The 25,625-nt window shown below is 35.6% G+C and carries 18 protein-coding genes; 6 read left to right on the top strand and 12 right to left on the bottom strand.

The features are described 5' to 3' along the window. Nucleotides 1–7: 7 nt before the first annotated feature. Both U8526_RS10975 and licT read right to left on the bottom strand, forming a co-directional pair. Nucleotides 8–1,870 carry a beta-glucoside-specific PTS transporter subunit IIABC gene (locus U8526_RS10975; protein ID WP_334342004.1) on the bottom strand — a complete coding sequence of 621 codons (1,863 nt, stop codon included), beginning with the start codon at nucleotides 1,868–1,870 and terminating at the stop codon, nucleotides 8–10. 99 nt (nucleotides 1,871–1,969) lie between these two features. Continuing rightward, the gene (gene licT / locus U8526_RS10980) at nucleotides 1,970–2,809 is read right to left on the bottom strand and encodes a BglG family transcription antiterminator LicT (protein ID WP_334342005.1); all 840 of its coding nucleotides are present in this window, start codon (nucleotides 2,807–2,809) and stop codon (nucleotides 1,970–1,972) included. Nucleotides 2,810–2,986: 177 nt separating this feature from the next. Here licT and U8526_RS10985 point away from each other — a divergent pair, with 177 nt between their 5' ends. Both U8526_RS10985 and U8526_RS10990 read left to right on the top strand, forming a co-directional pair. Next, a complete protein-coding gene (locus U8526_RS10985) occupies nucleotides 2,987–4,705 on the top strand; it encodes a DUF6792 domain-containing protein (RefSeq protein WP_334342006.1) in 1,719 nt (572 codons plus the stop codon). A gap of 182 nt (nucleotides 4,706–4,887) precedes the next feature. Then, a complete protein-coding gene (locus tag U8526_RS10990; RefSeq protein ID WP_334342007.1) occupies nucleotides 4,888–5,370 on the top strand; it encodes a GNAT family N-acetyltransferase in 483 nt (160 codons plus the stop codon). A gap of 44 nt (nucleotides 5,371–5,414) precedes the next feature. Here U8526_RS10990 and U8526_RS10995 read toward each other — a convergent pair whose 3' ends face one another. The 4 genes from U8526_RS10995 to U8526_RS11010 form a co-directional block, all read right to left on the bottom strand. Next, a complete protein-coding gene (locus U8526_RS10995) occupies nucleotides 5,415–5,600 on the bottom strand; it encodes a hypothetical protein (protein ID WP_334342008.1) in 186 nt (61 codons plus the stop codon). Between the two features lies 1 nt (nucleotide 5,601). Next, complete coding sequence (locus U8526_RS11000; protein WP_334342009.1) at nucleotides 5,602–6,360, bottom strand: helix-turn-helix domain-containing protein; 759 nt, start codon at nucleotides 6,358–6,360, stop codon at nucleotides 5,602–5,604. Nucleotides 6,361–6,593: 233 nt separating this feature from the next. Continuing rightward, nucleotides 6,594–7,934, bottom strand: coding sequence for a glucose-6-phosphate isomerase (locus U8526_RS11005; RefSeq protein ID WP_334342010.1), 1,341 nt, complete (start codon nucleotides 7,932–7,934; stop codon nucleotides 6,594–6,596). Between the two features lie 55 nt (nucleotides 7,935–7,989). After that, on the bottom strand, nucleotides 7,990–8,610 hold the full coding sequence (locus U8526_RS11010) for a VanZ family protein (RefSeq protein ID WP_334342011.1): 621 nt from the start codon (nucleotides 8,608–8,610) through the stop codon (nucleotides 7,990–7,992). A gap of 113 nt (nucleotides 8,611–8,723) precedes the next feature. On the opposite strand from U8526_RS11010, the gene U8526_RS11015 reads away from it, so the two are divergent. Further along, nucleotides 8,724–10,889 (top strand): LTA synthase family protein, encoded by a 2,166-nt coding sequence (locus U8526_RS11015; protein WP_334342012.1) that lies wholly within the window; start codon nucleotides 8,724–8,726, stop codon nucleotides 10,887–10,889. A 538-nt stretch (nucleotides 10,890–11,427) separates the two neighbouring features. After that, nucleotides 11,428–13,596 carry an LTA synthase family protein gene (locus U8526_RS11020; RefSeq protein ID WP_334342013.1) on the top strand — a complete coding sequence of 723 codons (2,169 nt, stop codon included), beginning with the start codon at nucleotides 11,428–11,430 and terminating at the stop codon, nucleotides 13,594–13,596. Between the two features lie 59 nt (nucleotides 13,597–13,655). Here U8526_RS11020 and U8526_RS11025 read toward each other — a convergent pair whose 3' ends face one another. From U8526_RS11025 to U8526_RS11035, 3 genes are all read right to left on the bottom strand, one after another. Then, nucleotides 13,656–15,287 (bottom strand): hypothetical protein, encoded by a 1,632-nt coding sequence (locus U8526_RS11025; protein ID WP_334342014.1) that lies wholly within the window; start codon nucleotides 15,285–15,287, stop codon nucleotides 13,656–13,658. 185 nt (nucleotides 15,288–15,472) lie between these two features. Further along, the gene (locus U8526_RS11030) at nucleotides 15,473–16,966 is read right to left on the bottom strand and encodes a HAMP domain-containing sensor histidine kinase (protein ID WP_334342015.1); all 1,494 of its coding nucleotides are present in this window, start codon (nucleotides 16,964–16,966) and stop codon (nucleotides 15,473–15,475) included. Beyond that, nucleotides 16,966–17,715, bottom strand: coding sequence for a response regulator transcription factor (locus U8526_RS11035; protein WP_334342016.1), 750 nt, complete (start codon nucleotides 17,713–17,715; stop codon nucleotides 16,966–16,968). Before U8526_RS11035 ends, U8526_RS11030 begins: the two co-directional genes overlap by 1 nt. 94 nt (nucleotides 17,716–17,809) lie before the next feature. On the opposite strand from U8526_RS11035, the gene U8526_RS11040 reads away from it, so the two are divergent. Next, the gene (locus tag U8526_RS11040; RefSeq protein ID WP_334342017.1) at nucleotides 17,810–18,586 is read left to right on the top strand and encodes a Cof-type HAD-IIB family hydrolase; all 777 of its coding nucleotides are present in this window, start codon (nucleotides 17,810–17,812) and stop codon (nucleotides 18,584–18,586) included. A gap of 42 nt (nucleotides 18,587–18,628) precedes the next feature. On the opposite strand, the gene U8526_RS11045 is transcribed toward U8526_RS11040, so the two are convergent. Both U8526_RS11045 and U8526_RS11050 read right to left on the bottom strand, forming a co-directional pair. After that, nucleotides 18,629–19,627, bottom strand: coding sequence for a zinc-binding alcohol dehydrogenase family protein (locus tag U8526_RS11045; RefSeq protein ID WP_334342018.1), 999 nt, complete (start codon nucleotides 19,625–19,627; stop codon nucleotides 18,629–18,631). A gap of 336 nt (nucleotides 19,628–19,963) precedes the next feature. Beyond that, on the bottom strand, nucleotides 19,964–20,644 hold the full coding sequence (locus U8526_RS11050) for a hypothetical protein (protein ID WP_334342019.1): 681 nt from the start codon (nucleotides 20,642–20,644) through the stop codon (nucleotides 19,964–19,966). Between the two features lie 314 nt (nucleotides 20,645–20,958). On the opposite strand from U8526_RS11050, the gene U8526_RS11055 reads away from it, so the two are divergent. After that, the gene (locus U8526_RS11055) at nucleotides 20,959–21,507 is read left to right on the top strand and encodes an NADPH-dependent FMN reductase (RefSeq protein WP_334342020.1); all 549 of its coding nucleotides are present in this window, start codon (nucleotides 20,959–20,961) and stop codon (nucleotides 21,505–21,507) included. A gap of 685 nt (nucleotides 21,508–22,192) precedes the next feature. On the opposite strand, the gene U8526_RS11060 is transcribed toward U8526_RS11055, so the two are convergent. After that, nucleotides 22,193–24,823, bottom strand: coding sequence for a glycoside hydrolase family 3 protein (locus tag U8526_RS11060; protein WP_334342021.1), 2,631 nt, complete (start codon nucleotides 24,821–24,823; stop codon nucleotides 22,193–22,195). Nucleotides 24,824–25,625 lie beyond the last annotated feature (802 nt).

The following is a 25,625-nucleotide window of genomic DNA, read 5'->3' on the forward strand; positions in this document are numbered from 1 at the left end:
TTAATATTTATGCATTTGCGATTATTACTGCAGTATTACTGTCAACATCTTTCAAATCACTATTGACCTCAATATTTTTTACTTCATTCATATTTGTGATAACAACTGGTGAAATCATGTTATAACCAGCTGCCTCAATCTTCTTTAAATCAAAGGTAATTAATATTTGTCCTTTTTTAACGACATCATCCTGCTTAACATGCGCTTCAAAATATTTACCCTTTAAATTAACTGTTTCAAGACCTAAATGAATTAATAGTTCGATACCATCATTACTTTTAAGCCCGATAGCATGACCTGTTGGAAATAGTGACTCTACAACACCATCAAACGGTGCAACAACTTTTCCTTCTGTTGGGTATACAGCAATTCCATCGCCTAGCATTTTCTTGGCAAAAGTTGCATCAGGGACATCCTCTAATTTTTTAAACTGACCCACTAATGGACTGTCGATTGTTTCAGAAATACCCTGTACAGAAATCTTATTATCTTTAACTGTTGTTTCCTTGTCAGTAGTGACAACTTCTTCTTTCCAAAAGATAAGAGTGAAAATAAATGACATAATCACCGCCATAATTGTGGCAATAATAGCAACAATAAAGTTAGTCATTGATTTACCACCAATAAACATTCCTAATGACAAAACGCCTGGTGAGACTACAACATATGTTCTTAACTTAAAGATTCCAATAAAAACACCTGTAATACCAGCAGATAGCATGGCTGCATACAGAGGTTTTTTCAATCTCAAGTTAACCCCAAATAAAGCTGGTTCGGTAACTCCACCAAACACTGCCGAAATTCCAGCACCCATTGCCGTAGCCTTTAACTTCGGATCTTTTGCTTTAAGAGCTACCGCTAAAGCAGCACCACCTTGTGACATATTGCTTGCTAAACATGCAGCCATCATGAACGGATCATACCCCAACGTCGCAATATTTTGTAAAACAATAGGTCCAAGTCCTTGATGTAATCCTGTCAATACCATTAGTGCATATAGAGCAGCAAATAATACGACTGCCAAAATACCTGTTTTGTCATAAATAAATTGAATTCCATTCGTTAGACCAATGCTAAGAATATTTCCGACTGGTCCTAAAGCAACAAATGCCAATGGAGCCATGATCATCAGTTCTACTAGTGGTTCTAAGAATGCTTTGGTCATTTTAGGAATTACTTTGTCAATCAATGGTTCAATATAGGACATTACTAAGATAATCAAAATCACAGGAATAATTGATGATGAATAACTGGTGCTGTAAACTGGAATGCCAAAGAAATGTACATTTCCTTTAGCTAAGAGGTTAATAAAATCAGGATAAATTAACACTCCAATCGTACCAACAGCAATCGGCACATTAACCTTAAAATATCTTGCACAATAAAATGCTACTAAAATTGGTAAAAAATAGAATGGAGCATCACCAATTGCATTGATTATTCGGTAATTAATTGTCCCAGTCGCTACTATCCCCGCTAAATTTAAAATGGAAAGTACAACTTTAACTAATCCACCAGCAATAATAGCAGGAATTACTGGAATAATAGCTGACGTAATCAACTTTACGAATCGATCCCACAAGTTTCCCTTATCCTTTTTATCATCAGAATTTAAACTCGTTTTCCCATCTAGTAATGGTTCCATTGCTTTAAAGTAATCAGCCACATCGTTACCAATGATTACTTGATATTGACCTGAAGCTCGATTGACTCCCATAACTCCGTCAATTTTTTCGATTTTCTTATCATCAGGTATGGAATCGTCTTTTAAAGTAAACCTAAGTCTGGTATAACAGTGAACCAAATCTGAAACATTCTTAGGTCCACCAACATCTTTAAGTATTTCTTTTACTGATCCATCTATACTCATAAAATTCACCTTATTTCTAAAAATAAAAAACCTAGACTAAAATCCACTATAAAAGTGAAGTTTAATCTAGGTTTTGCCTACCAAAAGTTACAATCCTATTTACAAACTTTCTTGTAAAATTCTATTTATATGCATCATCAAGTACATCTTTTCATCATCATGTACCTGATAGTTGTAATTCTGTTTCAACATCTTAACAATCTTATCAACGCACTTTACTGTATCTGGATACTTTTTCTCCAATATTGGCAACATTTCATCTGCCGCATCATCTTCAGAATTATCTGTCTGCATTCGATAGCAAAAGAATTTCAAATGCGTTAAAAATCTACTATAACTTATACTATCATCGTCAAAGACAATCCCAAAATGGAACTTAACAATGTTCAAAATCCCATCAATAATTTCTGTCATATTCTGAACGTCACTAATATCATCGCCTAACTCTGCATTGACAAAATGCAAAGCTATAAATGCCGCCTCATCGGGCAAAAAGGAAATCTCAAATTCCGTTTCCAACTTTTTGATTGCCATTTGTCCTATTTTATATTCTTTAGGATAAATTCTCTTTATATCAAACAAAAGTTTATTCTTGAGTTTAATTCCCTTTTGATATCTAGTAACTGATCCATAAAGATGATCTGGCAAAGTGATATAAACAACGTCACTAAACTCTTTATTTAATGTTCTTTTAGCATAATTAACAATTTGTTCTGATACTTCGATATATGCTATAGGTATATTAGATACTACCTGCTGAAACTTTTCGTTTAAAAGTTGATTCGACAAAGTATAAACACTTACTTTATCAGAATTTTCAATTTGATCTCCTGGCTTTTTACCGAAAGCTATCCCCCTTCCAGTAACTACAAAACTCTCACCCTGCTCTGTTTTACAAACAGCAGCATTATTATTAAGAACTTTGTATATTCTCATCATTATATTCTCCAACTACCAAATTAATGATTTTTGCCTCAATCAAAGTTAAGTTACAACATCATTCACGAAACATTGTAGTAAGCGCTTTCCTAATTGTCAAACTAATTTTTGTAAAAAGGTTCTCAATTCCTTATATATCAACAATTTGTTAGAATAAAGGTAACGAGAGGTGATTTAATGAAAGAATTATTAAGCACTTTAAGCCGATTAAATCATGTTTATGAACAAATTGATTTACTTAATTTCCGTGCCCATAAAGATCTGCCTTTGACTTTCAATAAGGCTGACAGCAAGCAACTCTTGCCTAAAAATAAACGTCTTCAATTCAGTTATTCTTACTTAAATAAAGAAAAAACACGTCTAACCAATCTCCTATTGAATCAGGTGATTGATTTGCGTGTTCCTGAATTTTCTTTGAATAAAACGATTCATCCACAACTTATTGATAAAGCTTTGAAACTCAAAAATATTGATGAAAATCACAGTAAACAGAAACTTAAACAACCTTCTAGAAATAGAAAGATCAATAAACTCAAGCAATTGATCGACAAGATTGAAGATGAGAATCTTAATCTCTGTCACGGTTACCTGAATCAAATTTACGTGATTCTTTTGATTCATCATCTGCTCCCAATCGAGTTGCGAAAGGAACCCTATCAAGCTGGCGAATTATTACATGATAATGATTTTCGGACTAAATTACTGCAATTCGACTACGATCGTTATCTTTACCAAGAATTCAAACCCGAAAACTACTTGCGCTTTCTTATCTACACGCGAGTACAACGAATGCCTGATTATGTGAAATCTTATGATGCGCGTGAGATTATTCCTGAAGCAGCTGAATGTGGTTTCTCCGGAATTGCTTATGAGATTTCAATTGATGATGTCAAGGAATGTTACGTTACTTTCAAGGGTACTGAGGTCAATGTTGACTATACTGTTAGTTCTCGCAGCAAGCGATTTGAAAAAGCTATCTTAGAGACTTATAAGGACTGGGATTACAATGTTAACGCCATTTTGATCGGTAGTGATAAAAATCTCAGTCAACTTAATGTAGCCCGTGATTTCATGCGTTATATCGAAGCTAACATTGCTCCTCAAACTTTGATCTACGGCTTAGGACATTCATTGGGCGGGCATTTTGTGCAAACTTTGCAACTGATGGACTACTGTTTTGACGCTGGCTATACGCTCAATTCTGCACCTATTAATTTGAAACTGATTCAACACGTTAAACCGACTCTTTTCTCGGATGATGTCTGGAAAAAGTTATTCGAATTAACTGATGACAAAAACGATGTTAAATTTATTACTCCTGAATTGTGCCAACAGATCAATCGTCTTTTGCCACATGATTATTCACAGATTATCAATGAAGTCTTTGAACAAGATATGACACAAGTCTTTTATGAACTGCCTTTTACGTTTTGGATCGGTCAAAAATGGGAATACAATTTGAGTAATTGGAAATATCCGTTCAAAAATCATCCCCGTGCTTATCTGAATAGTGGTGAAGTGCATGCCTATCAACATTTCTTCGAACAATTATTTGCTTACTTGTCTAGTTCCAATACTAGTAGACAAGTCTTACGAAACAGTGTCAGTTTTATCCGCCTTCGAACTAAAATTTTACGCGACAACATCAATGACCCTCAGACAGCGAAATACTTTTTCGACTATTCTAACTATCTCTATCAATCCGGTGCTTTCTATGATCAACCACAAAAGGTGGGACAAGAATTTATCGAACAAAATAATTCTGTTTTGCGTGGATCGTTACGTGAGTGGCCGTTTTTAAAGAGTATAAATACTGATATGTTCAAACTTGCCACCTACTTCCACGTTATAGATGGTGCCAAACACTTTCTTAATCGCACGCCGACAAAATTTTAATTTTTATAATTCCAAAATGGTTAATGTATACGAATCGACAATATTATTTATGAGTTTTCCCATCACACTAGACATACCGGCCATTTTAGATTTTTGGCTACTGATTTAACTTTTGTAAAACTTTCTTTGAGCCATTATCATCAGTATATAACATAGTAAGTTTTTGAAAGTCGAGATTAGATATGGATTTTAATATTGTTAAAGCCAATCAACAGACTGATTTTAAGGCTATCAAGGAACTCTATTATCAAACTTGGACTTACGACTACATTGGCATAGTTCCACAAAAGTTTTTAGATCATTTAACTGTTGATATCTGGCATCCCAAAGAACGCGTTAATAATACCTTATTAGCCACCGTTTCCGGAAAAATCGTTGGTATCTGTACTTATGGACCTGGTCGCAGAAAAGAATTTAGTAATTATGGAGAAGTTTATTCACTTTACGTTTTACCAAAGTTTCAACATCAAGGTATCGGTCGAAAACTTTTCCAATCAACCCTAGATATTTTGCAGGAAGACTTCGACAATTTTTATCTACTGGTATTGAAAGATAATCTATTTGCCCAAGCTTTTTGCGAAATGTTTGAATTTGAACCTATCGATGAACAAGTGGTTGAAAATACAGCTTACGGCAACTTGGAATACATTATTCTTACAAAATAAAAGGAAAACACTATGATTCTCTTTCATCATAGTGTTTTCCTTTTTTATGCTCGAGTTATTGCTATCAAAATAACTCCTATAACAAGACCAATAAAACCAATAATCCCCAAGGGAAGTGCCACACCACCCCAAGCTGGTTTATTTGCAATTGCTCGAATTCTAAAACTAATAGTGGCAATGCCGGCGAATATAAATCCAATGGCGAAAATCACAATACCTATATTCAACATATTACTTATCCTCTTTTCGGCAGATATTTTTACGATACATTAATGGTGATATTCCAACTTTCTTCTTGAATTGTTTAGAAAAATCGTTCAGATCATAGAATTTTAATTTCTCTGCAATTACTTGTATGGAATCATCAGTATTTCGTAGTAACTTTTGAGCAATACTCATTTTCTTAGCACTAATAAACTCACTGATTGACATGTTCATCTCATACTTGAAATCTCTTTGTGCCTTTGCCGGATTGCAATATTGATTGGCATGAATCAAAACATTTTTAACAGTGATCTTATGATAAATATTAGTATTAATGTAATAAATAATATCCAAGGTTGGTTCCAAGCGACTTGAAAAGGATAAATTATCAATTCTCATTAACAGACTGAAATCATAGATCACTTTTTGAACCCATTTCAAATAATCCTTCACCGGTTTGTCCTTTAACAAATCATGATACTTTTGTTGTAATTCTAAAAAAGGATAGATCTCGACATGATTTTGAATGCCCTCATGTGCTAAATCATCAACAAAACTATGCATTTGAGAAGTTATTTGATTTACAGTTAGATGTTTCACCAACTCGGTATTTCTTTCAATATTTTCCTTTATAAATTCAAATCCATCTACTAAATCACCTCGACGATAGTATCGAAGAAAATCTCTTTGGATATATCCCAGCAATATAATTGCCTTTTTTTCAGGTCTCTGGTGAACATACGATTTCAGATGATCCAAATATTGTGTGTAAAACAAATCATCCATCGTCGCAATCTCCCCTTCCATTAGTTGTAATTATATTTTACAAATTTACCAAAACTCAGGCCAGAACGAAGCCTACAATCAAGGCAGTATCTGTAAAGGAAATTATACCGAGCTGAAATTGTCATGAAGCATTTTTAGTATCAAATGGAAGAAAGTGGTTCAAATTTTACTAAAGAAAAATAGACAAAAAAAGCCTTGCATCTTTCGATGTAAGGCTTAATCAATTTATAAAATTATAGTCTCTTGTTTAATTCTTCGCCAAGTTCTTCGTAACCAGGACGGCCAAGTAGACCAAACATGTTCTTCTTGTATGCTTCAACACCTGGTTGGTTGAATGGGTTGATACCGTTCAAGTAACCAGAAATACCAACAGCAATTTCAAAGAAGTACATCAAGTAACCTAAGTTAAAGGCATCTTGTTTTTCAATGTGAACTGACATAACAGGAACGCCACCGTCAGTATGTGCAAGAACAACACCTTCGTAAGCCTTCTTGTTAACAAAGTCCATTGACTTGTTTTCCAAGTACTTCAAACCATCAAGGTTATCTTTTTCAGCAGGAATTGTAACATCATGTCTTGGTTGGTCAATCAAAACAACAGTTTCCATAAGGTTACGACGACCTTCTTGGATATATTGACCTAATGAGTGCAAGTCAGTTGAGAAGTTAGCTGATGATGGGTAGATACCCTTTTGATCTTTACCTTCAGATTCACCCATCAATTGCTTCCACCATTCACCAAAGTATTGAACGTTTGGTTCGTAGTTTTCTAGCAATTCTGTTGTGTAACCTTTACGGTATAAGATATTTCTCAAAGCAGCATACTTGTAAGCATCGTTCTTTGTAAGATCAGCTGATGAATAGTCAGTACGTGCAGCAGCAGCACCTTCCATCAACTTATCAATGTCAGCACCGGCAACGGCGATTGGCAATAGACCAACGGCTGTAAGAACTGAGAAACGACCACCGATATCATCAGGAACAACGAATTCTTCGTAGCCTTCAGCATCTGATTCTGTCTTCAAAGCACCCTTAGCACGATCTGTTGTAGCGTAGATACGTCCCTTAGCACCTTCAACACCATACTTTTCAATCAACTTAGCCTTCAAAATACGGAAAGCGATTGATGGTTCTGTTGTTGTACCAGATTTTGAAATAATGTTGATACTGAAGTCACGGTCACCGATAACTTCTAGTAAGTCAGCAATGTAGTTTGGAGAAATTGAGTTACCACAGAAGTAAACTTCTGGGACATCTTTATCATTCTTAACGTTGTAGAATGATGAACTTAGGAAATCAATTGCAGCACGTGCACCTAAGTATGAACCACCAATACCGATTCCAACGAAGACTTCTGAGTCTGATTGGATCTTTTTAGCAGCTTTTTTAATGCGAGCGAATTCATCCTTGTCATAGTCAACAGGTAAGTCGATGAAACCACGGAAGTCGGCACCAGCACCAGTACCCTTACGTAATTCGTCATCAGCAGCTGTAACTAAAGCTTGCATTTCGCCAAGTTCGTTTTCATGAACGAATTTGCCTAATTTTGAATCGTCAAATTTAATTTGTGTCATTTTCTCTCCTCCATATATATCGTCAAAACTAGATTAATCATTTTTGAAGAAAATTTCAAATTTTTATTAGCTTTTTTATCCATTTTCCTACAAAATACAAAAAATATCCTACCGCAGCGCCGAGAGTATTAAAGATAACGTCATCAATATCCGTTACACCAGTATTTAAAATAAACTGGAGCGTTTCAATTGAGGTCGAGATCAAAGCGCCAATCAAAACAACTTTGAAAAAGCCAAAATGTCTTTCAGTAAGCGCTGGTATAAATATTCCCATTGGTACGAACCACATAATATTACCATATAAATTATAAAAAAAGTCGACTAAAGACTGACCATTTAATAATTTTATCGTTTCTACTAGTGGAATTATATTTATTTGGGACAATGGACGGTGCCAATAAAACTTGAACTGCCAAATGAAATAGCCATCTCGAAAGACTGTTAAAGCAAAAAGTAGGAGAACGTAGAAGACAAATACGGTCAAGCCGAATTCACGGCCAAAGGTTGTATTTTTCTTTTTAACTTTTACCCATATATACCGCAAGATGACAAAAAACAAGGTATATAATATTGCTTTATCCACAGCGTAAAAAGAAAGCCTAATCAATGGAAAATGATTGAATCTAGTCGCATACTTTTCATAAATGTATGTATACAACGGTCCTAAAAATATCATTTTTCTTATTCTTCCCCACTTTTTACCTATAACGTATTATACTAACAATTAAACAATTTATTTAGTACTTAAATAGATTTTATTAAAGAATTTTTACAAATAAGGAACTTTCAATGAATAGATTAAAACAATTTTTGAGTAAAAGATTAGGATTTTTAACATTATTAGTCTTTACTCTTTGGCTCAAGACCATTATAGCGTATTATACTGACTTTTCTCTAGGCGCAACAGACCCGTTACAACATGCAATTTTGATTTTTAATCCTATCGCTACAGCCGTTATTTTATTGAGCGTATCGTTATACGTTACTCGTTCAAGGATTTCCTACATCGTTATGGGTGTGATATACGTTTTGGAATCGGCCCTTTTGTATGGAAACGTTCTTTACTATCGTGAGTTAAGTGACTTTTTGTCTTTTAATACGATCACCAGTGCTTCCAAAGTCTCCAAGGGTCTTGGAGGCAGTGCAACTAGTTTGATTCAGGCTCATGATATTTTTTACGGCTTAGACTTTATTATCATCGCCATTTTATTATTCACTCATTTTATTAAGATAGATCCCCGTCCCATGAAGAAATTAACCGCCATAGCGACGACTATGCTTGGTGTCTTCCTCTTTTCTTTTAATTTAACTGTTGCGGAAAGTAATCGTCCTCAGCTGTTAGGAAGAACCTTTGACCGCTCTTATATCGTTAAATATTTAGGATTGAACACTTTCTTAGCTTATGATTCTATCAAAACTGTTCAGAACAATCAGGTCCGTTCAGAAGCCGTTGGTACCGATATGGATAACGTCCTAGCTGATGTTCAACAGAATTATGCCAAGCCGAATAAATCTTACTTTGGCAAAGCTAAGGGTAAAAATATTATCATTATTCACTTGGAAAGTTTTCAACAATTTCTGATCAACGACAAAGTTAATGGTCAAGAAGTAACACCGTTTTTAAACAGTCTGTATAACGATAAAAACACGATGTCATTCGACAATTTCTATCACGAAGTTGGCCAAGGTCGGACTAGTGATGCTGAAAATATGTTGGAAACAGGTCTCTTCGGACTACCTGAAGGTTCGCTCTTCACGAAACTAGGAAGCGACAATACCTTCCAAGCTGCACCTGCTATTTTGAGTCAAAAAGAAGGCTATACTAGTGCCGTTTTCCACGGAAATGTCGGTAGCTTTTGGAACCGTACGTCTGTTTATAAAAATATGGGATATAATTATTTCTTTGATTCCAGTTACTTCAATAAGAGTGACGACTCAACACTCGGATTTGGTATGAAAGATAAACTAATGCTTTCAGAAAGTGTTAAGTATCTAGAACAATTGCAACAACCTTTCTACGCCAAATTTATCACCGTCACTAATCATTATCCATTCCAATTGACCGATGAAGATAAAGATGATTTCACACCGCCAAATACTGACAACAGTACCGTTAATGGTTATTTTGAAACAGCTCACTATTTGGATAATTCTTTAAAAGAATTCTTTAATTATCTTAAGAGCAGCGGTATCTACGATAACTCCATGATTGTCCTTTATGGTGATCACTACGGATTATCAAATAGCCAAAATACTGATTTAGCACCAGTTTTAGGTATTGACTCTAAGGATTGGACTGACTTTAACGATTCACAAATGCAAAAAGTTCCGTTCATGATCCATATGAAAGGGCTCAAAGGTGGTATCAATCACACTTATGGTGGAGAAATTGATGTCTTGCCTACCCTACTTCATTTAGCAGGTATCAATACTAAACAGTACGTTCAGTTAGGTACTGATCTACTTTCCGAACAACATAATCCTATTGTCATCTTCAGAAATAAGAATTTTGTCACACCGCATTACACTGTTCTAAAAGGTAATAGCGACCAACCTGAAGTTTATCGCAATAAAACTGGTGAATTGATCGATCTTGATCAAAATCCCATCCTCAAAAAGAAGGTCGAAAAGTGGCAGCAATACGTCAACGACAAACTGAAACTTTCCGATACCATCAACAATAAAAATCTTTTGAGATTCTATACACCAACTGGATTTACACCAGTCAATCCTAAGAATTACGATTATCAAAATGAAATTCAAAAACTTGTGCAAACTCGTAATGATTTGGGACTTAAATCAACAAGCGTTTATTCACAGAATAACAACAAGTCAACAACTAATCTCTATACTACTGATGCACCTGAACTAAATGGTGATCGAACTTACATCGATAGTTGGTCTAGCATTTTAAAAGAAGACTCCGAGACAAAGAGCACCACCTCTACTAAATAGCATTCTGATTATTTAGCTAGAAAAAAGTAATCTGATTCATTTTTTAAAAAATATCTGTAGTTTGAATAGACGACGATGAATACAGTCAGAATTAAACATAGATAACTTTTCTTATATATTCTCCTCAAAATTATTAAGCCTGTTCAACGTAAAATATCCCACTGTTTATTAAAAATAACGGTGAGATATTTTTTATATGTCTCATTGAAACTAAAAAGAACAAAAGAAATAGTGAATTGAATCATTTAGCATGAATAAAACAATCAACGTGCTATTCAGTCTGAAAGCTGAGAATGTATTCAGCTATGAAATCAATCTTAGTGGCTTTGCCACTTAGATTGAGACCGAGCTTGGAGATCCATTATTTTGCACAAAGTGTAAAATAATTAGCTTCAAGTCGTGTCCATAGCGTTCCAATGCATTCTCAGCTTTTGCGGAAGATGGCATCTAAGCATATCCCCCAACTAGAGCCGACTTTTTTTATTTGACCAGATAAAGTATTATTAAAAGGTGAACTAACTAAGTTATGAGGACAAAAATGAAAAAAATTAAATCCATATTAAACACTAGATTAGGATTTATGACCTTCTTAATTCTTTGTTTATGGTTAAAAACTATTGTTACATACTACCTTGATTTCTCCTTGGGTATTGAGAATTTACTGCAACATTTTTTATTAATCGTTAATCCTTTTGCCACAATCGTTTTATTAATGAGTATTGCCCTTTACTTTAACAAGGGACTTCTCTCTTACATCGTAATGGGAATTATTTATATTGCGGACTCTATTTTTATTTATAGTAATGTACTATACTTTCGTTCCTTCTCCGACTTCATTTCCTTTAATTCAATCACTGGTGTCGGTAAGGTTGCTAAGGGACTTGGAACTACTACTCTGGGTGTCGTTCAAGCACGAGATGCTATTTATCTGATCGACATTGTCTTTATTGCTCTTTTATTTGTTTTCCACTTCATAAAAATTGATCGTCGTCCTTTTAGAAAATTGAATGCGGTCGCTACGACTTGTTTGGGTATAATGCTGTTTTCAGCTGATCTAGCAGGTTCTGAAGCTAATCGCCCCCAATTACTTGGAAGAACCTTTGATCACTCTTATATCGTCAAATATTTGGGAATAAACACTTTCCTGCCTTATGATTCAATTCGTTCGGCTCAAAATGATCAAGTTCGTTCAAAAGCTAGTGAATCTGAAATGGACAAAGTCCTAGATTACACTCATCAAAATTACGCCGCTCCTAATCCAACTTACTTCGGTAAGGCCAATGGCAAAAATATTATTATTATTCACTTGGAGAGTTTCGAACAATTTCTTATTGGCTTAAAGGTCAATGGTGTCGAAGTTACGCCATTTTTGAATAAGCTCTATCACAATAAAAATACGATTGCCTACGATAATTTTTTCAATGAAGTTGGTACTGGACGAACTAGTGACGCTGAAACGATGCTAGAATCTGGTCTCTTCGGTTTGCCTAATGGAACTTCAGTGTTCACTAAATTGGGTACAGCGAATACCTTCCAAGCTGCTCCTGCAATTCTTTCACAGAAGAAGGGTTACACCAGCGCTGTTTTCCACGGTAACGTCGGCAGTTTCTGGGATCGTAACTCGGTTTATAAGAATATGGGTTACAACTATTTCTTTGATAAAAGTTATTACGACACTAAAAATCCTGACACTGCTTCGCTTAATACTTATGGTATCAAGGATAAATTACTGCTATCCGAGAGTGTGAAGTACCTCGAGCAAATGCAACAACCGTTCTATACTAAATTCTTAACTGTTACTAACCATGTCCGCTATCAATTTTCTGATGAAGACAATGGCGATTTCAAATCAACTGACTTAGATGATGATGAGATCAATCAATACTTCAAGACTGCTCATTATTTGGATAAATCGATTGAAGAATTCTTCAATTATTTAGATGATTCTGGCTTGTCAAAAGACAGCATGATTGTCCTTTACGGAGATCATTATGGAATCGACAAAAATTCCAAGGGTGAAAGTCAACATAAAGAATTAGCAACTGGCTTGTTTGGTCAAGATCCTGACACTTGGAGCAAATTCAATGAAACTCAATATCAAAGAGTTCCATTTATGATCCATATGAAAGGACTCAAAGGTGGCATTAAGCATACTTATGGCGGTGAAATTGACGTCTTGCCGACGATTCTTCATCTAGCCGGTGTCAATACTAGTCAATACGTCCAACTGGGAACTGATCTATTATCAAAGCAACATAGCCAAGTTGTGGCCTTTAGAAATAAGAGTTTGATTACGCCTAAATATACTGTCTATCCTAACGATTCCGGTACACCGTTTGTTTATGAAAATAAGACGGGACAAGAAGTTGCCTTAAAGGATAATCCTAGATTAGCTAGACAAGCTGAAAAATGGTTGGAAGATGTTAGTTTGAAATTAAAAGTTTCGGACAACGTTAACAACAAGAACCTTTTGAGATTCTACACGCCACAAGGATTTATTCCTGTTAATCCAACTAATTATTCTTATCAAAATCAAGTCCAACAATTAGTTAAATTACGCGATGATCTAGGAGTCAAATCAACTAGCATCTATTCTCGTAATGGCAATAAATCAACTACTAATTTGTATAATACCGATGCCTTGCAACTACAGGATGACCGCTCACCAATTGACAGCTGGTCGTACTTAGGCAAAAAGGAGAAATAAAAAAGTTTCAAAACAGTCTTCCTAATTTATTTTATGGAAAAACTATTTTGAAACTTTTTTTATATTACGATCAGAATCAACCATGCTAATGCACTCAAAATAAAAAGCAATTGAAATGCTGGTACGTCGTAACTGATCTGAATCCTTAACTTATCAAAATTTTTCGGTGCCACGAATTTAACCGTTCCTCTTTTGCTTGGTAACAACTGCCCCACTTCATCATTCAAAAGGATTCTTGTGAACCGATATCTGATATATGGCAAATCAAGCACGTCACCCTTCTTGACATTCTTGATCTCAAAATAGTTCTTTCCATTTTGGATACCAGGTATTTGGTTAAAAGTTTTGTCATTAATATAACCCTCATGTTGCTCGATCTTAGTCAAGTCGTCTTGAGATTTTTTAGGAACATATTGATCAAGATAATTCTCAGGTATACGTCCTTTATCGGCCATTTCCTCAGTAATTAACAGATTCTTTTGACTAATATAAGAACCGACTAGGGCTCGATTAAAGGAGTGATACCACAAGCCAGCACTTAGAAATGTCATCGCAACGATTGCTACAATAACATTGATTCGACTATTTTGAACGAGAATCACTAAACACTTCGACGCAACGACGGCCGCAAATAATGTCGCAAACATTAAGTTTCTAAATGGAAATTGAATCACTTTAACTGGCGTCATTTCTAAGAGTTTCCAAGGAAAGAAACTACTCGACATGAAGAATGTTAAAACTGCCAAAATGAAGATGCCCTTAATACTTGCATCGAACTTTCTAAAAAGAACTGCTCCTACAATCAAGGCCAAAATCAAAACCAAGCCGATATTATAAATAAATCCTTCATATTGACGGCCACTGACATTCATAAAGCTAGCTTTTACTAATGATAGTAACGATTTGCCTTGTAATTTTTGTGGACTAGGCATCCCATATTTTTGGAAAGTTTCTTCTGCAATAAAAGGTACCGTAAATATCAGCGTTGCTAAGATAGTCATCCCTACAGCCTTAAAAAAATTAATTACACGGCTTTTATCTAATTTTACTTTGGCATAAAAAATAATCAAGATAACGATGAATAATAAGACACACATAAAAGTCGTCAAAATATGTGACAGAATAATCATCGACATACCAATTGCTAGTGGTTTCCAATTTTTACCATCGCCAAAGAATAAATTGTAAAATCCTAGGAAACACAACGGCAAAAAGACTGTGGAAATATACTCCGCTAAGGCAGCTCTTGAAAAGAAATCTATTAAGCGATAAGTACTGAATCCATATATAACTGCAAAGATAATTGCTTGAAAAGTATTACCAGAAAACTGCTTCATTGCGTAATGACTGATCAAAAAAGAAATGAAAAAATAGAACATCAAGCCTAAATAGTAAGCCTGAATCCAACTATTGGTCAACATTTCAAAAAAGGTGAACGGGATCAAAGTTATCCATGGATAAAAGATATTAACTCCATAACCTATTTTCCCAAAGAAATTTGTAGTCACTCCAGACTGCAACATCCCTTGCTTGAAATTATCAGACAATCCCATAATTCTTATAAAATGATAGTAAGTATCATCGCCGTACCAGACAAATTTAGCCCTGATGGTTAGATACATCAACAAAGCTAAGACGGCGTAAAAAATTATAATATAAATCGATCTATACTTAGATATTTTTATCTTCATAAGATTAATCTCCAATACAATTGTTTCACTTATATTATATGAGATATATCTGTCTAAACACAAAAAGCATTTTAAATTTAATTGATTCTTTAATTGGTAAAAAAATTTCTAAAAAAAGGGTTTATATCGACCAATTACGGTTGATATAAACCCTTTTTAAAATAGATCATATTCAAACTTTCTAATTACTCTTTCTCATCGCCTGGTTTGTGTTCGTAGCCTTCGTCAAAGAGTGTAACTGTGAAGGTTGTTCCTTCATTTAACTTACTCTTAACTTCGATTTCACCACCATGATTCTCTATCAGTTGATGCACAATAGATAATCCTAAACCGGACTCGCCATACTTACGATTCTTTCTGGAAGGATCAGCTTTGTAATAACGATCCCAAATATTTTTAACTTGGTCTTCTGACATTCCAATTCCAGTATCAGAAACGGTGAATACGGAGGCGTGACGGCCTTCTTCGCGAGTTCCACTAACAAAAATTTTGCCATCATTAGTGAACTGAATTGCATTTTGAATAATATTAAACATAACCTGAACGAATCGATCATAGTCGGCAAATGTATTCAATTCGCCATCATATTTCTTCAAAATCAGCTCATCACCTGAGCCTTTAGCCTTCTTCTCCAACTGTGAGGTAATATCAGTCAATGGTTTATTAGCATCAAAGACTCGTTTAGCCATGGTAATCTGATTAGTCCGAATCTTCTCGTAATCCAAGTTCTCATTGACTAATCTGATTAAACGTTTGGTTTCGTTTCTCATCAATTGAATACTTTGACCCTTGGACTCTTCCGGAATAGCATCATAGGCCAATCCCTCTAATAGTCCATTAATAGTCGTTAGCGGCGTTCTCATCTCATGTGATGCATCAGCCATAAATTCCTTACGACGTTGTTCCTGACGCTTAATTTCGGTATCTGAGGCCTTTAATGACTTAACCATTTGGTTGAAATCATCCGCTAGGTCATCCAATTCGTCGCGACCTTTACTTTCGATATGAACTGAAAAGTCATTGTTGGCAACTTTCTTCGTTGCACTACGCAAACTATTGATTCGGTTAACTTGATATCTAGACAGCAAGAAACTCAAAATAACCGCTGCTAATAAGGAAATCAAGAGTGCAAAGTACAAACGACTGTTGATCTCACCAATATTCGTTTGTAATTCAGACACGTCTGATCCAGCCCAAACAGCCGCAATCAACTTCCCATTTTGGAACCACGGTGTCAGAACATAAACATAACTTCTATTATCATCCTTTCGTAACCGTGGATTTCCAGTAGTATCTTGCAAGTTTTGCACATTGCGGATTGTCTTACCTTGCTTAAGCTTTTTCCAGTAAGAGTCCTTCAAATGCAATTTCACATTTGTTGGTGGCGTTGGATAAACTTGATTGTTGTTGTAGTCAAAAATCGCAAATTGTACATTTCTTTCTGACAAAACTTGTTCAACCGTTCGAATATTGTCGCCAGTAATATTATGAATCTGGCCCGTCTTAGGGTCCGTCTTCAAAGCAATCTTCTCCAGATTACCAGCATAGCTTTCCAAACTCTTGTAGGTTCGATTATATTCTTGGCTAGTTGAGGCACTCGTAACTGAATATAAAATAATTCCTAAAGTCGTTAAAATAACGATCAAAAAGCTAAGCATGTTTTGATAAATTAATCGCATTAAGCCTCAGCCCTTGCTGTCGTATCATCAAATTTATAGCCCACGCCCCAAACAGTTTCGATAACTTGTGGACCTACTTTTTCAATCTTTTGACGCAACTTCTTGATATGAGCGTCGACTGTTCTTTCTTCTCCAAAATAGTCGTAGTCCCAAACCAATTCTAGTAGTTGTTCACGAGAGAATACTTGCTTAGGCTTGCTAGCTAGTGTCTTCAACAAGTCAAATTCCTTTGGTGTTAAATCAGGAATTTCTTTACCATTTAAATAAGCTTCACGCGTGCTAGAGTTGAGCTTGAAGAAACCAGTATTGATGTCGTACCCATCATCTGCTTCTTCCACCGTTGCATTGACATTTTGGTTTTCAGCCAATTTTTCGGCCATATTCTCGTCACGTCTGTGAATAGCCTTTATACGAGCAATCAAAGTAATAGGACTGAATGGTTTTGTAACGTAATCGTCGGCACCAAATTCAAGTCCCAATACTTGATCACTTTCGGTATCGCGGGCAGTTAACATGATAATTGGTACTGTCTTAGATACTTTGCGGATCTCTTTAGCAACTTCCATTCCGTCTTTTCCAGGAAGGTTTAGGTCTAATGTGATCATGTCCCAATCATTGGGGCTGGCGTTGAACATATCAACGGCTTCATTGCCATCATAGGCAAAACTAGCATCCCACTTCTCCTTTTGGAAGAACATTCCCATCATTTCTGAAACTGATTTATTATCTTCAATCATTAATATCTTCATTAATATCACTCCATTGTAAAGTTATACTGTCTGATTTACTCAAAACTTGGTAATATGTTATAAGTATACAAAATTTATTTAGGTTGGTGATCTTTTGCAAACAAATTATAAAGGAACTGTTTTCTTCGACCTCGACGGAACGCTCTTAAATGACCACTCAGAAATTGATGAGGACGTTGCTCAAGCTACTCGCGAACTCAAAGAAAATGGCTACTTACCAGTCGTTAACACCGGACGCGCTCCTATTGAGATCGCCCCCGTGCTTAATTCAACTGATATTGATACATACATTACCTTAGATGGTGCTTATGTCCAATCTCAAGGCAAAGTAGTTTACGAAAACAATATTAAACCAGACTTAATTGAAAAGCTTCTTAAACAAGCAAATAAGTTTGGTGATACTGTCAGTGTTCACTCAGCTGATCAATCATATCTTAATTCAGTTACTCCCTTTGTTGAAGACTTTTACAAGAGCGTTCACTTAGAGTTACCTGAGATTGATCCTGATTTCTATAAAACTAATAAAGTTCCCATGATCGTTATCGTTACTGCCGGCGATGGCTCAAATTATCAAGAAATTTTTGATGAATTGACTTTCTATAAAACTGGTCCTAGATCTGTCGATACCGTTAATAAAGGTGTTTCAAAAATGAGCGGTATCAAACATCTCTTGAAAGAATTAGATCTTGAAGACAAACCAACTTACGCTTTTGGTGATGGTAACAATGATTTACCAATGTTGGAATTTGCCGATTACAGCGTTGCCATGGGTAACGGTTTAGACACCGTCAAATCCATTGCTTCTTATGTTACCACTGAAAACGTTAACGGTGGTATCGTTAATGGACTAAAACACTACAATTTAATCTAATGTCTAAAAAGAGGGTGATACGTTGGTATCATCCCCTTTTTACTATTTAGCTAAGACAACGACTTTTCCCATCATGTGTCCTGCTTCAACTAATTCTGTAGCTGCTTTAATATTTTCAACGTTAAACCCATGGAAAACTTTAGTAACAGTTGACTTAATCATGCCACTGTCCAAACCATCAGCGAGTTTCTCTAAATAAGCTCCCTGATCGGACATTGAATCTAATTTGAATTTAGCCTTAGTGAACATCCATTCCCAAGCAAAATTAACTGATTTTTGCTTCAAGTCCATTACTTGTGATTCACGCAAGTTAGTAATCGTTGCAAAAGTACCGAATGGTTTGATCAATTCGACGATCTCTTGCCAGTGCGGATCATTATCACTTAAGCCAATAATGTAATCAACATTTTCAATCCCTAAATCGTGCACTTGCTTAATTAAGTCTTGATGATGGTTAACCACAAGATCAGCTCCTAGATCTTTAACCCACTTAACTTTTTCAGGAGTGGAAGCTGTGGCAATAACTTTTAATCCCGCTAAATGAGCTAATTGTGTGGCAATCGAGCCCACTCCACCAGCACCATTGATAATCAAAATAGTCTTATTACGATTATCTGTAGCTGGATTGATGTTTAATTTTTCAAATAATAATTCACTTGCCGTCAAAGTAACTAATGGCATGGCAACACTTTTTTCAATTGAAGTTTGTGCAGGTGCATGAGCTACAATTCTTTCATCGATTACTTCATATTCTTGATATGAGCCATCACGAGTGTAGTCGCCAGCAAAAAATACTTTATCACCAACTTGGAAATCCTCAACAGTATTTCCGATAGCTTCAACAATTCCGTAACCATCGTAGCCTAAAATTTTAGGATCTTTTAATTCATTTTTGATATTTTTACGTGTAGCAATATCCACTGGATTAACTGAGATTCCCTCTATTTTGACTAATAGATCTCTGCCAGTTGGATTTTCTTTTGCTTTATCAAACTCTATGAAACTCTCTACTTTGTTATTAGTTGCTCCAAATGCTTTCATCTGTTTAACCCTCTTTATTAATAAGTACATTATTAATATGTCTATTCTACAATAAGAGGATGCTTAATTAAATTATTGTCCCACTCATGATGATATGGTATTTAAAAAGGCCAGTGCTTTCAACCGTTTTGGTTGTTGCACTGGTCTTCTTTTGTTGAATTTAGTTCTTTGTCTTTTTAGATAACCATGGTTCTATGTTTTATAGTGGAAACGAGCTACGCAGGGGCAACCTCCTGTGGTTTGCTACAGAACTGAAATTGCCCGCAAAATACGCGTGCGATTCCAGTTCTTAGGCAAATCCTCAGAGGCTGACCGCCCCTGCTCCGCTCTCTCTTTTTATAAAATTTCCACGGTAGCACTTGTAATTCCGTAAGAAGGAATCATGCTATTTGGCATGGCCATATCTATTTGATATGGATTGTCGTAGGCAAATGTTCCTGTATCGTTAACTGTTCGATAATAAACATCACCTTGAGCTGTTGTAATTTTTAAGCTTGATCCTCTGGGAATAACGCTTAGGTTTGTGGCAACTCCTGAATAACCCATATCTGATCCTAAAACAGCTGGATCATAAAAACTGATTTTAAAGGTACCAACGTTTCTACCTGTTGACTGCATTTCTACTGGTGGTTCGGCAGCGGCTTGTGTTATTGCTTGTTGGGATTCTTCAATTTGTTCTGGTTGTGATTCTTGAACTGGTGCGTGATCAACTTCTTGTTGCTTTTGTTCTGCTTGTGCAGCAATCTCGTCCATATTCACATTTGGATCTTTTTCACTATTTTTAATTCCAGGCATAAATTCTTTGTTACCTGGTAAAATAATTTTCTTATTCAATTTTTCGGCATTTCCATCAACTGCTTGATTTGTTTCCAAGTTAGTTAATGTTTTTCTAAAATTCGTTGCATTACTTGTTTGATCTGTAGATGAATCTGCGGCGTGGGCAACTGTATATCCCATACCCCCTGTAACGATCAAACTAATGATCAGTAGTGCTTCTAATTTAAATTGCTTTAACAAATAATCTCTCCCCGGTTTTTCGTTTACCAGAGGAAACTATACAAGATAAATATTTCAATCATATTACGAAGAGAATAAAAAAAATCAGTTTGATGCTATTTTTGTAATGCTTTTGTAATCAAGGTCATAATATTGTAATTAAAATATCGTAATCTGCATTTTTAAACATCTGTTGACAATTTGTAAACACAGTCGGAATTATTTTGCAATCGTTTTCTCATCTGAAAAAATATTTTTGTTTGCGAGAACAAATATTTGTTGATTCTTCTTTTTTATGATAATTTAAAAATATCAAAGGTTACGGAGGAATTAATATGTCAGAAAAAATTGCTATTTTAGTTGGTAGTTTACGTAAGGGATCATACTCAAAACAAATTGCTAAGAATCTTGCTAAACTTTTCCCTAGTCAATACGAACCAGAATTCGTCGAAATCGGTAATTTACCACTTTACAATGAGGATATTGATACACCTGAATCTGTTCCAGCATCATATACAGAATTTAGAAATACAATGAAAGATGCTAAGGGTGTTCTATTTGTAACTCCAGAATACAACCGTTCTGTCCCTGCTGCATTGAAGAATGCTATTGATGTTGGTTCAAGACCATATGGTCAAAGTATTTGGGACAAGAAACCAGCTGCTATTGTCAGTGTTTCACCCGGTGCTATCAGTGGATTCGGTGCCAACCATCACCTACGCCAATCATTAGTATTTTTGAACATGCCAGTTCTTCAACAACCAGAAGCATACATCGGTAATGTAACTAATATTCTTGATGAAGATGGCAACGTCGTACAAGGAAGTATCGGTTTCTTACAAAGTATTGTTGATGCTTATGTTGAATTATTAGGCAGATATTAATATAATGGTATAATATTACTTTCGGTACGTAATCAGTCTATTGCAAACGGTTTATAACGTATCAAAGGAAATAAGGATGCAGAAGTCAATTTTGATTTCTACATCCTTATTTTTTTTGGGTGGGAAGTATGCCACTCTCCACAACAAGCCCGATTGGTCTGGAACGCTGTGGACACTGATTTGAGCCAATTGAAGTTCACAATTGTCTCAAATTCAGGTCTTTTACTAGGTGATAAATCACCAAGTAAAATCTCACGGCTGAGACCAATCGGGCTTGTTGCTCCGGGTTGAATTGTAATCCTATTTATATTTTGCTTTCTAATTTTATAAAAAATAATAGCGTCTACTTGAAATTCCGCATTGCTTGCCTTGGAATTCTTAGTAGACGCTATTTTTAATTCTAAATCACAAGGAATAAATAATTGAAATAATTATTTAGTGCTTTCTAGTATGGAAACAAAAAATTAAATAAGTAAAGTATAGAATCTAATCTGGAGTAAAAATGGGAAATGTATTCAGCTATGAAATCATTGTTAGTGGCTTGCCACTTACAATGAGGCCGACTTTGAAGATCCATTATTTTGCATGCAGTGTAAAATAATTAGCTTCAAATCGCGCCCATAGCGTTCCAATACATTTCCCATTTTTACGGAAGACGGCATATTTAACCCTCTCCTCAAAATTCTTAGAATTTCAATTTCAATACCGTTCTTAAGACATTAATAGCGGATTTTTGTAAATCACCTAGATATAGTGTGTTATTATCTTTCCACTTTCCTGTCAATAAGACGTGATCATCATCAACAATTTGAGCTTCACCGGTGTAAACCCATGCCTGTACTTGCTTGTTTAAGTTGGAATTACTATCGACTCTAACTTTTACCAACACTTCTCCATCCGGATCAAGAACAAAATCATTCCACATTTCAGTCCGTTTGATACCCTTGGTCTTAATATCAAGCTCTTCTTTGACCTTAATATTACCTTGATCATCAAACTCTGGTCCAAAATCACTGGCTGCACATAGTAATTCTGATTTCGAATTTCCTGGCATAATCAAATCGTTACCAGCATGCATACTTTCTTTAGGATCAGCGGAACTAAACCAGTCAGTCATTACTAACCCTCTAAAATGCCATTCATCTCGTAAAATATTTGTTAGTAATTCGAAGTTAGCTCCTGAAAAGACACCGTTAACTTTATTATATGAAGTCATCATTGCAACTGGTTGTCCTTGTTTTACAGCGATTTCAAAGTTACGTAAATAAATTTCACGTAAAGCTTGTTCACCAATCACACTATTTCCGGAGTTACGGAAGCTCTCTTGATTATTACCAATAAAGTGTTTTAGAGTAACACCAATCTTTTTATGGTCCTGCACACCGTTAGTTTCAGCTGCAGCGATAGTTCCTGAAAGATAAGGATCTTCGGCAAAGTATTCAAAATTACGTCCGCCTAGTGGATCTCGATGGATATTCATTCCTGGTGCTAACCACAAATCAACTCCAAACTCAATCATTTCTGTACCTATCGCAAATCCAACTTTTTTAACTAAACGCTTATTCCAGGTCTGAGCTAAAGCTGTTCCGATTGGCCAAGCTGTTGCATAGTGAGTAATAGTTTGTCCGTTTCTTTCAAATACGGGGTCGATTCTAACACCAGCAGGTCCATCAGCCATTACTAAAGCCGGAACAGCTTTGTGATCGATGATTCCCGTTTGTCCAGCGGCACCAGGGACAATATCGGATGATATACCGACAACACTGTTTTCCTTCGTAGAAAGTTGGCCCTCTACCAAATCAACTAACTGTTTAGTAGATAAACTAGCAACAAGCTCAGCTAACTCGACATCGCCATTATTGACGTCGTCTAGCGTTTTTCCAGCAGCGTTACGAACTTCTTCCACAACTTGATCTAATCCCTTACCAGGCAATTTATCCTCATCATTGATGAAAGTTGTCACGTCGGATTTTTCTTGATATTGAACAAACTGAGTTTCAGAGAAATTATTAGCTTTCAAAATAAAACGTGGTACATCAGTCACATTTTCTAATTCAACTTTATTCTCAGTGAAAACAGTAGGATCAGTTTCCGGCTTCATTAATGGATCAACTTTTTTCAAAATGACTTTCTCATCCAACTTGAATGAAGCTACAACTTTAGTATTGCGAGAACTATTTCCCACTCGTAACAGATAAGTCCCTGGTACCAATACGTAGGCTCCCAATTCATCATCAAAAATACTTAAATCACTCGTATTAATTTCAAAATCAAGCGTCTGTTGGGCATTTGCACGCAAAATGGCAGTCTTCTCATAACCAATCAAATCTTGATACGGCGTTGGAATTCCTGTTTGTGGCTTAGAAACGTAAACTTGAACGACTTCACGGCCAGAATATTTGTTACCAGTATTTTCGACATTGACGCTTAATTTAATTCTTTTTTCATTAATATTTACTTTTTGCGTCTTTAAATAAAAATCAGCGTAACTCAAGCCGTAACCAAACTCATATCTTGGTTTCACGTTGAAACTGTCAAAATAACGATAACCAACGTAAACACCTTCAACGTATTTAGGATTTTCCATCCCAAAGTTTTCAGAAGTTGGATAGTCATCATAAGAATAAGCCCAAGTATCCGTCAACTTACCAGAAGGAGTCGTCGTACCATCAATAACATCAGCCACAGCATCTCCTGTCGTCATTCCTAACTGAGAAACGAGCACAATACTATCAAGTAAAGGACATTCTTCAATAAAACTAGTATCGACCACACCGCCAACATTTAATAATAAAATACTGTTAGTGTAATATTCACTCATGCGCTTGATGTTAGAAAGTTCATTACCAGTTAGCTTAAAGTCACCAGCTTCATTCTTACGATCATAATTTTCACCAGAACTTCTCGAAACAACATAAATTCCAGTTAAACTATCTTCAAAATCCCCTACTTCAGGATCTTCGAACTTAAAAGCTGGAGCCAATAATGCCAAAGGATCATCTTTTAATTTTTGATCATGCAATTGTTTTTCTTTTTGATAATAACGATTTAAACGACTCAACCAAGACTTAGTAGTAACGTCAAATCCATGACTCTCTAATCCATCCAGAATTGAGACCACATTTCGTTGATTGACATCACCCGAACCCGTACCACCTTTAACCGTGGCAAAAGCCCCACTTCCATACAGAGCAACCGTCTTATTCTTGATCGGCAAAGTAGCATTCCGATTTTGCAGTAAAACGATTCCTTCTTCAGCGGCTTGTTTAGCCAATTCTTTATTTTCTAATTCTCTTTGTGAAATAACGTTTTCCATCGCGATACTCTCCTTTGGTGGAAATGTAATTACCTTAATTTTACACTTTTGAATAATTGATTAAAAAGTAATTTCTAAATCAATTGTAATATTCTGTTAATATCAACCGATGTGGTGTAAGTATGCCCGTCGGGAGTAGAAAATCTGTGGGCCACTGGAACGTAGCGGACACGGCTTGGAGCTAATAATTTTTCACTTCGCGAAAAATCATGGATCTCCAAGTCCGGTCTTCTACTAACCTTGCTTCGCAAGCTAAGTAGAATTTCGCTACTGAGGGCCCACAGATTTTCTACTCCCGACTATATTTCTGATTCTATTATTGGGTTAGAATCACAGTTATATGGTTCTTTCGGCCCAATGTAATCAAGCTGCGATTATAGACCATAATTCTAAAAACAAAAAAGATCAGACACTATTAATGTCTGACCTCCAGCTAATCGACTTATATTTTTAATACTCTCGTTTACATACAAATAATACCGAAACAAACATTTTTATTTGCGTACATTTTCTAAAACAAGGATAGCGGATGAAATAATTTATCACCAACAAAACAACAAAAGTACACTTTAGTCCGGAGGGAAAATTGGAAATGCCTTCAGCTGTGAAATCATTGTTAGTGGCTTGCCACTTACAATGAGGCCGACTTTGAAGATCCATTATTTTGCACGCAGTGTAAAATAATTAGCTCCAAATCGTGCCCACGGCGTCCTGCTATAGTCCCACTATGGTTGACATTTTAAATACTATAAATTCATATTCTCAGCCATGGAGGGATTTCATGCCGAAATACACATCAGAT

The sequence above is a fragment of the Companilactobacillus sp. HBUAS56275 genome, from assembly GCF_036913655.1.
GTDB lineage: Bacteria > Bacillota > Bacilli > Lactobacillales > Lactobacillaceae > Companilactobacillus > Companilactobacillus pullicola.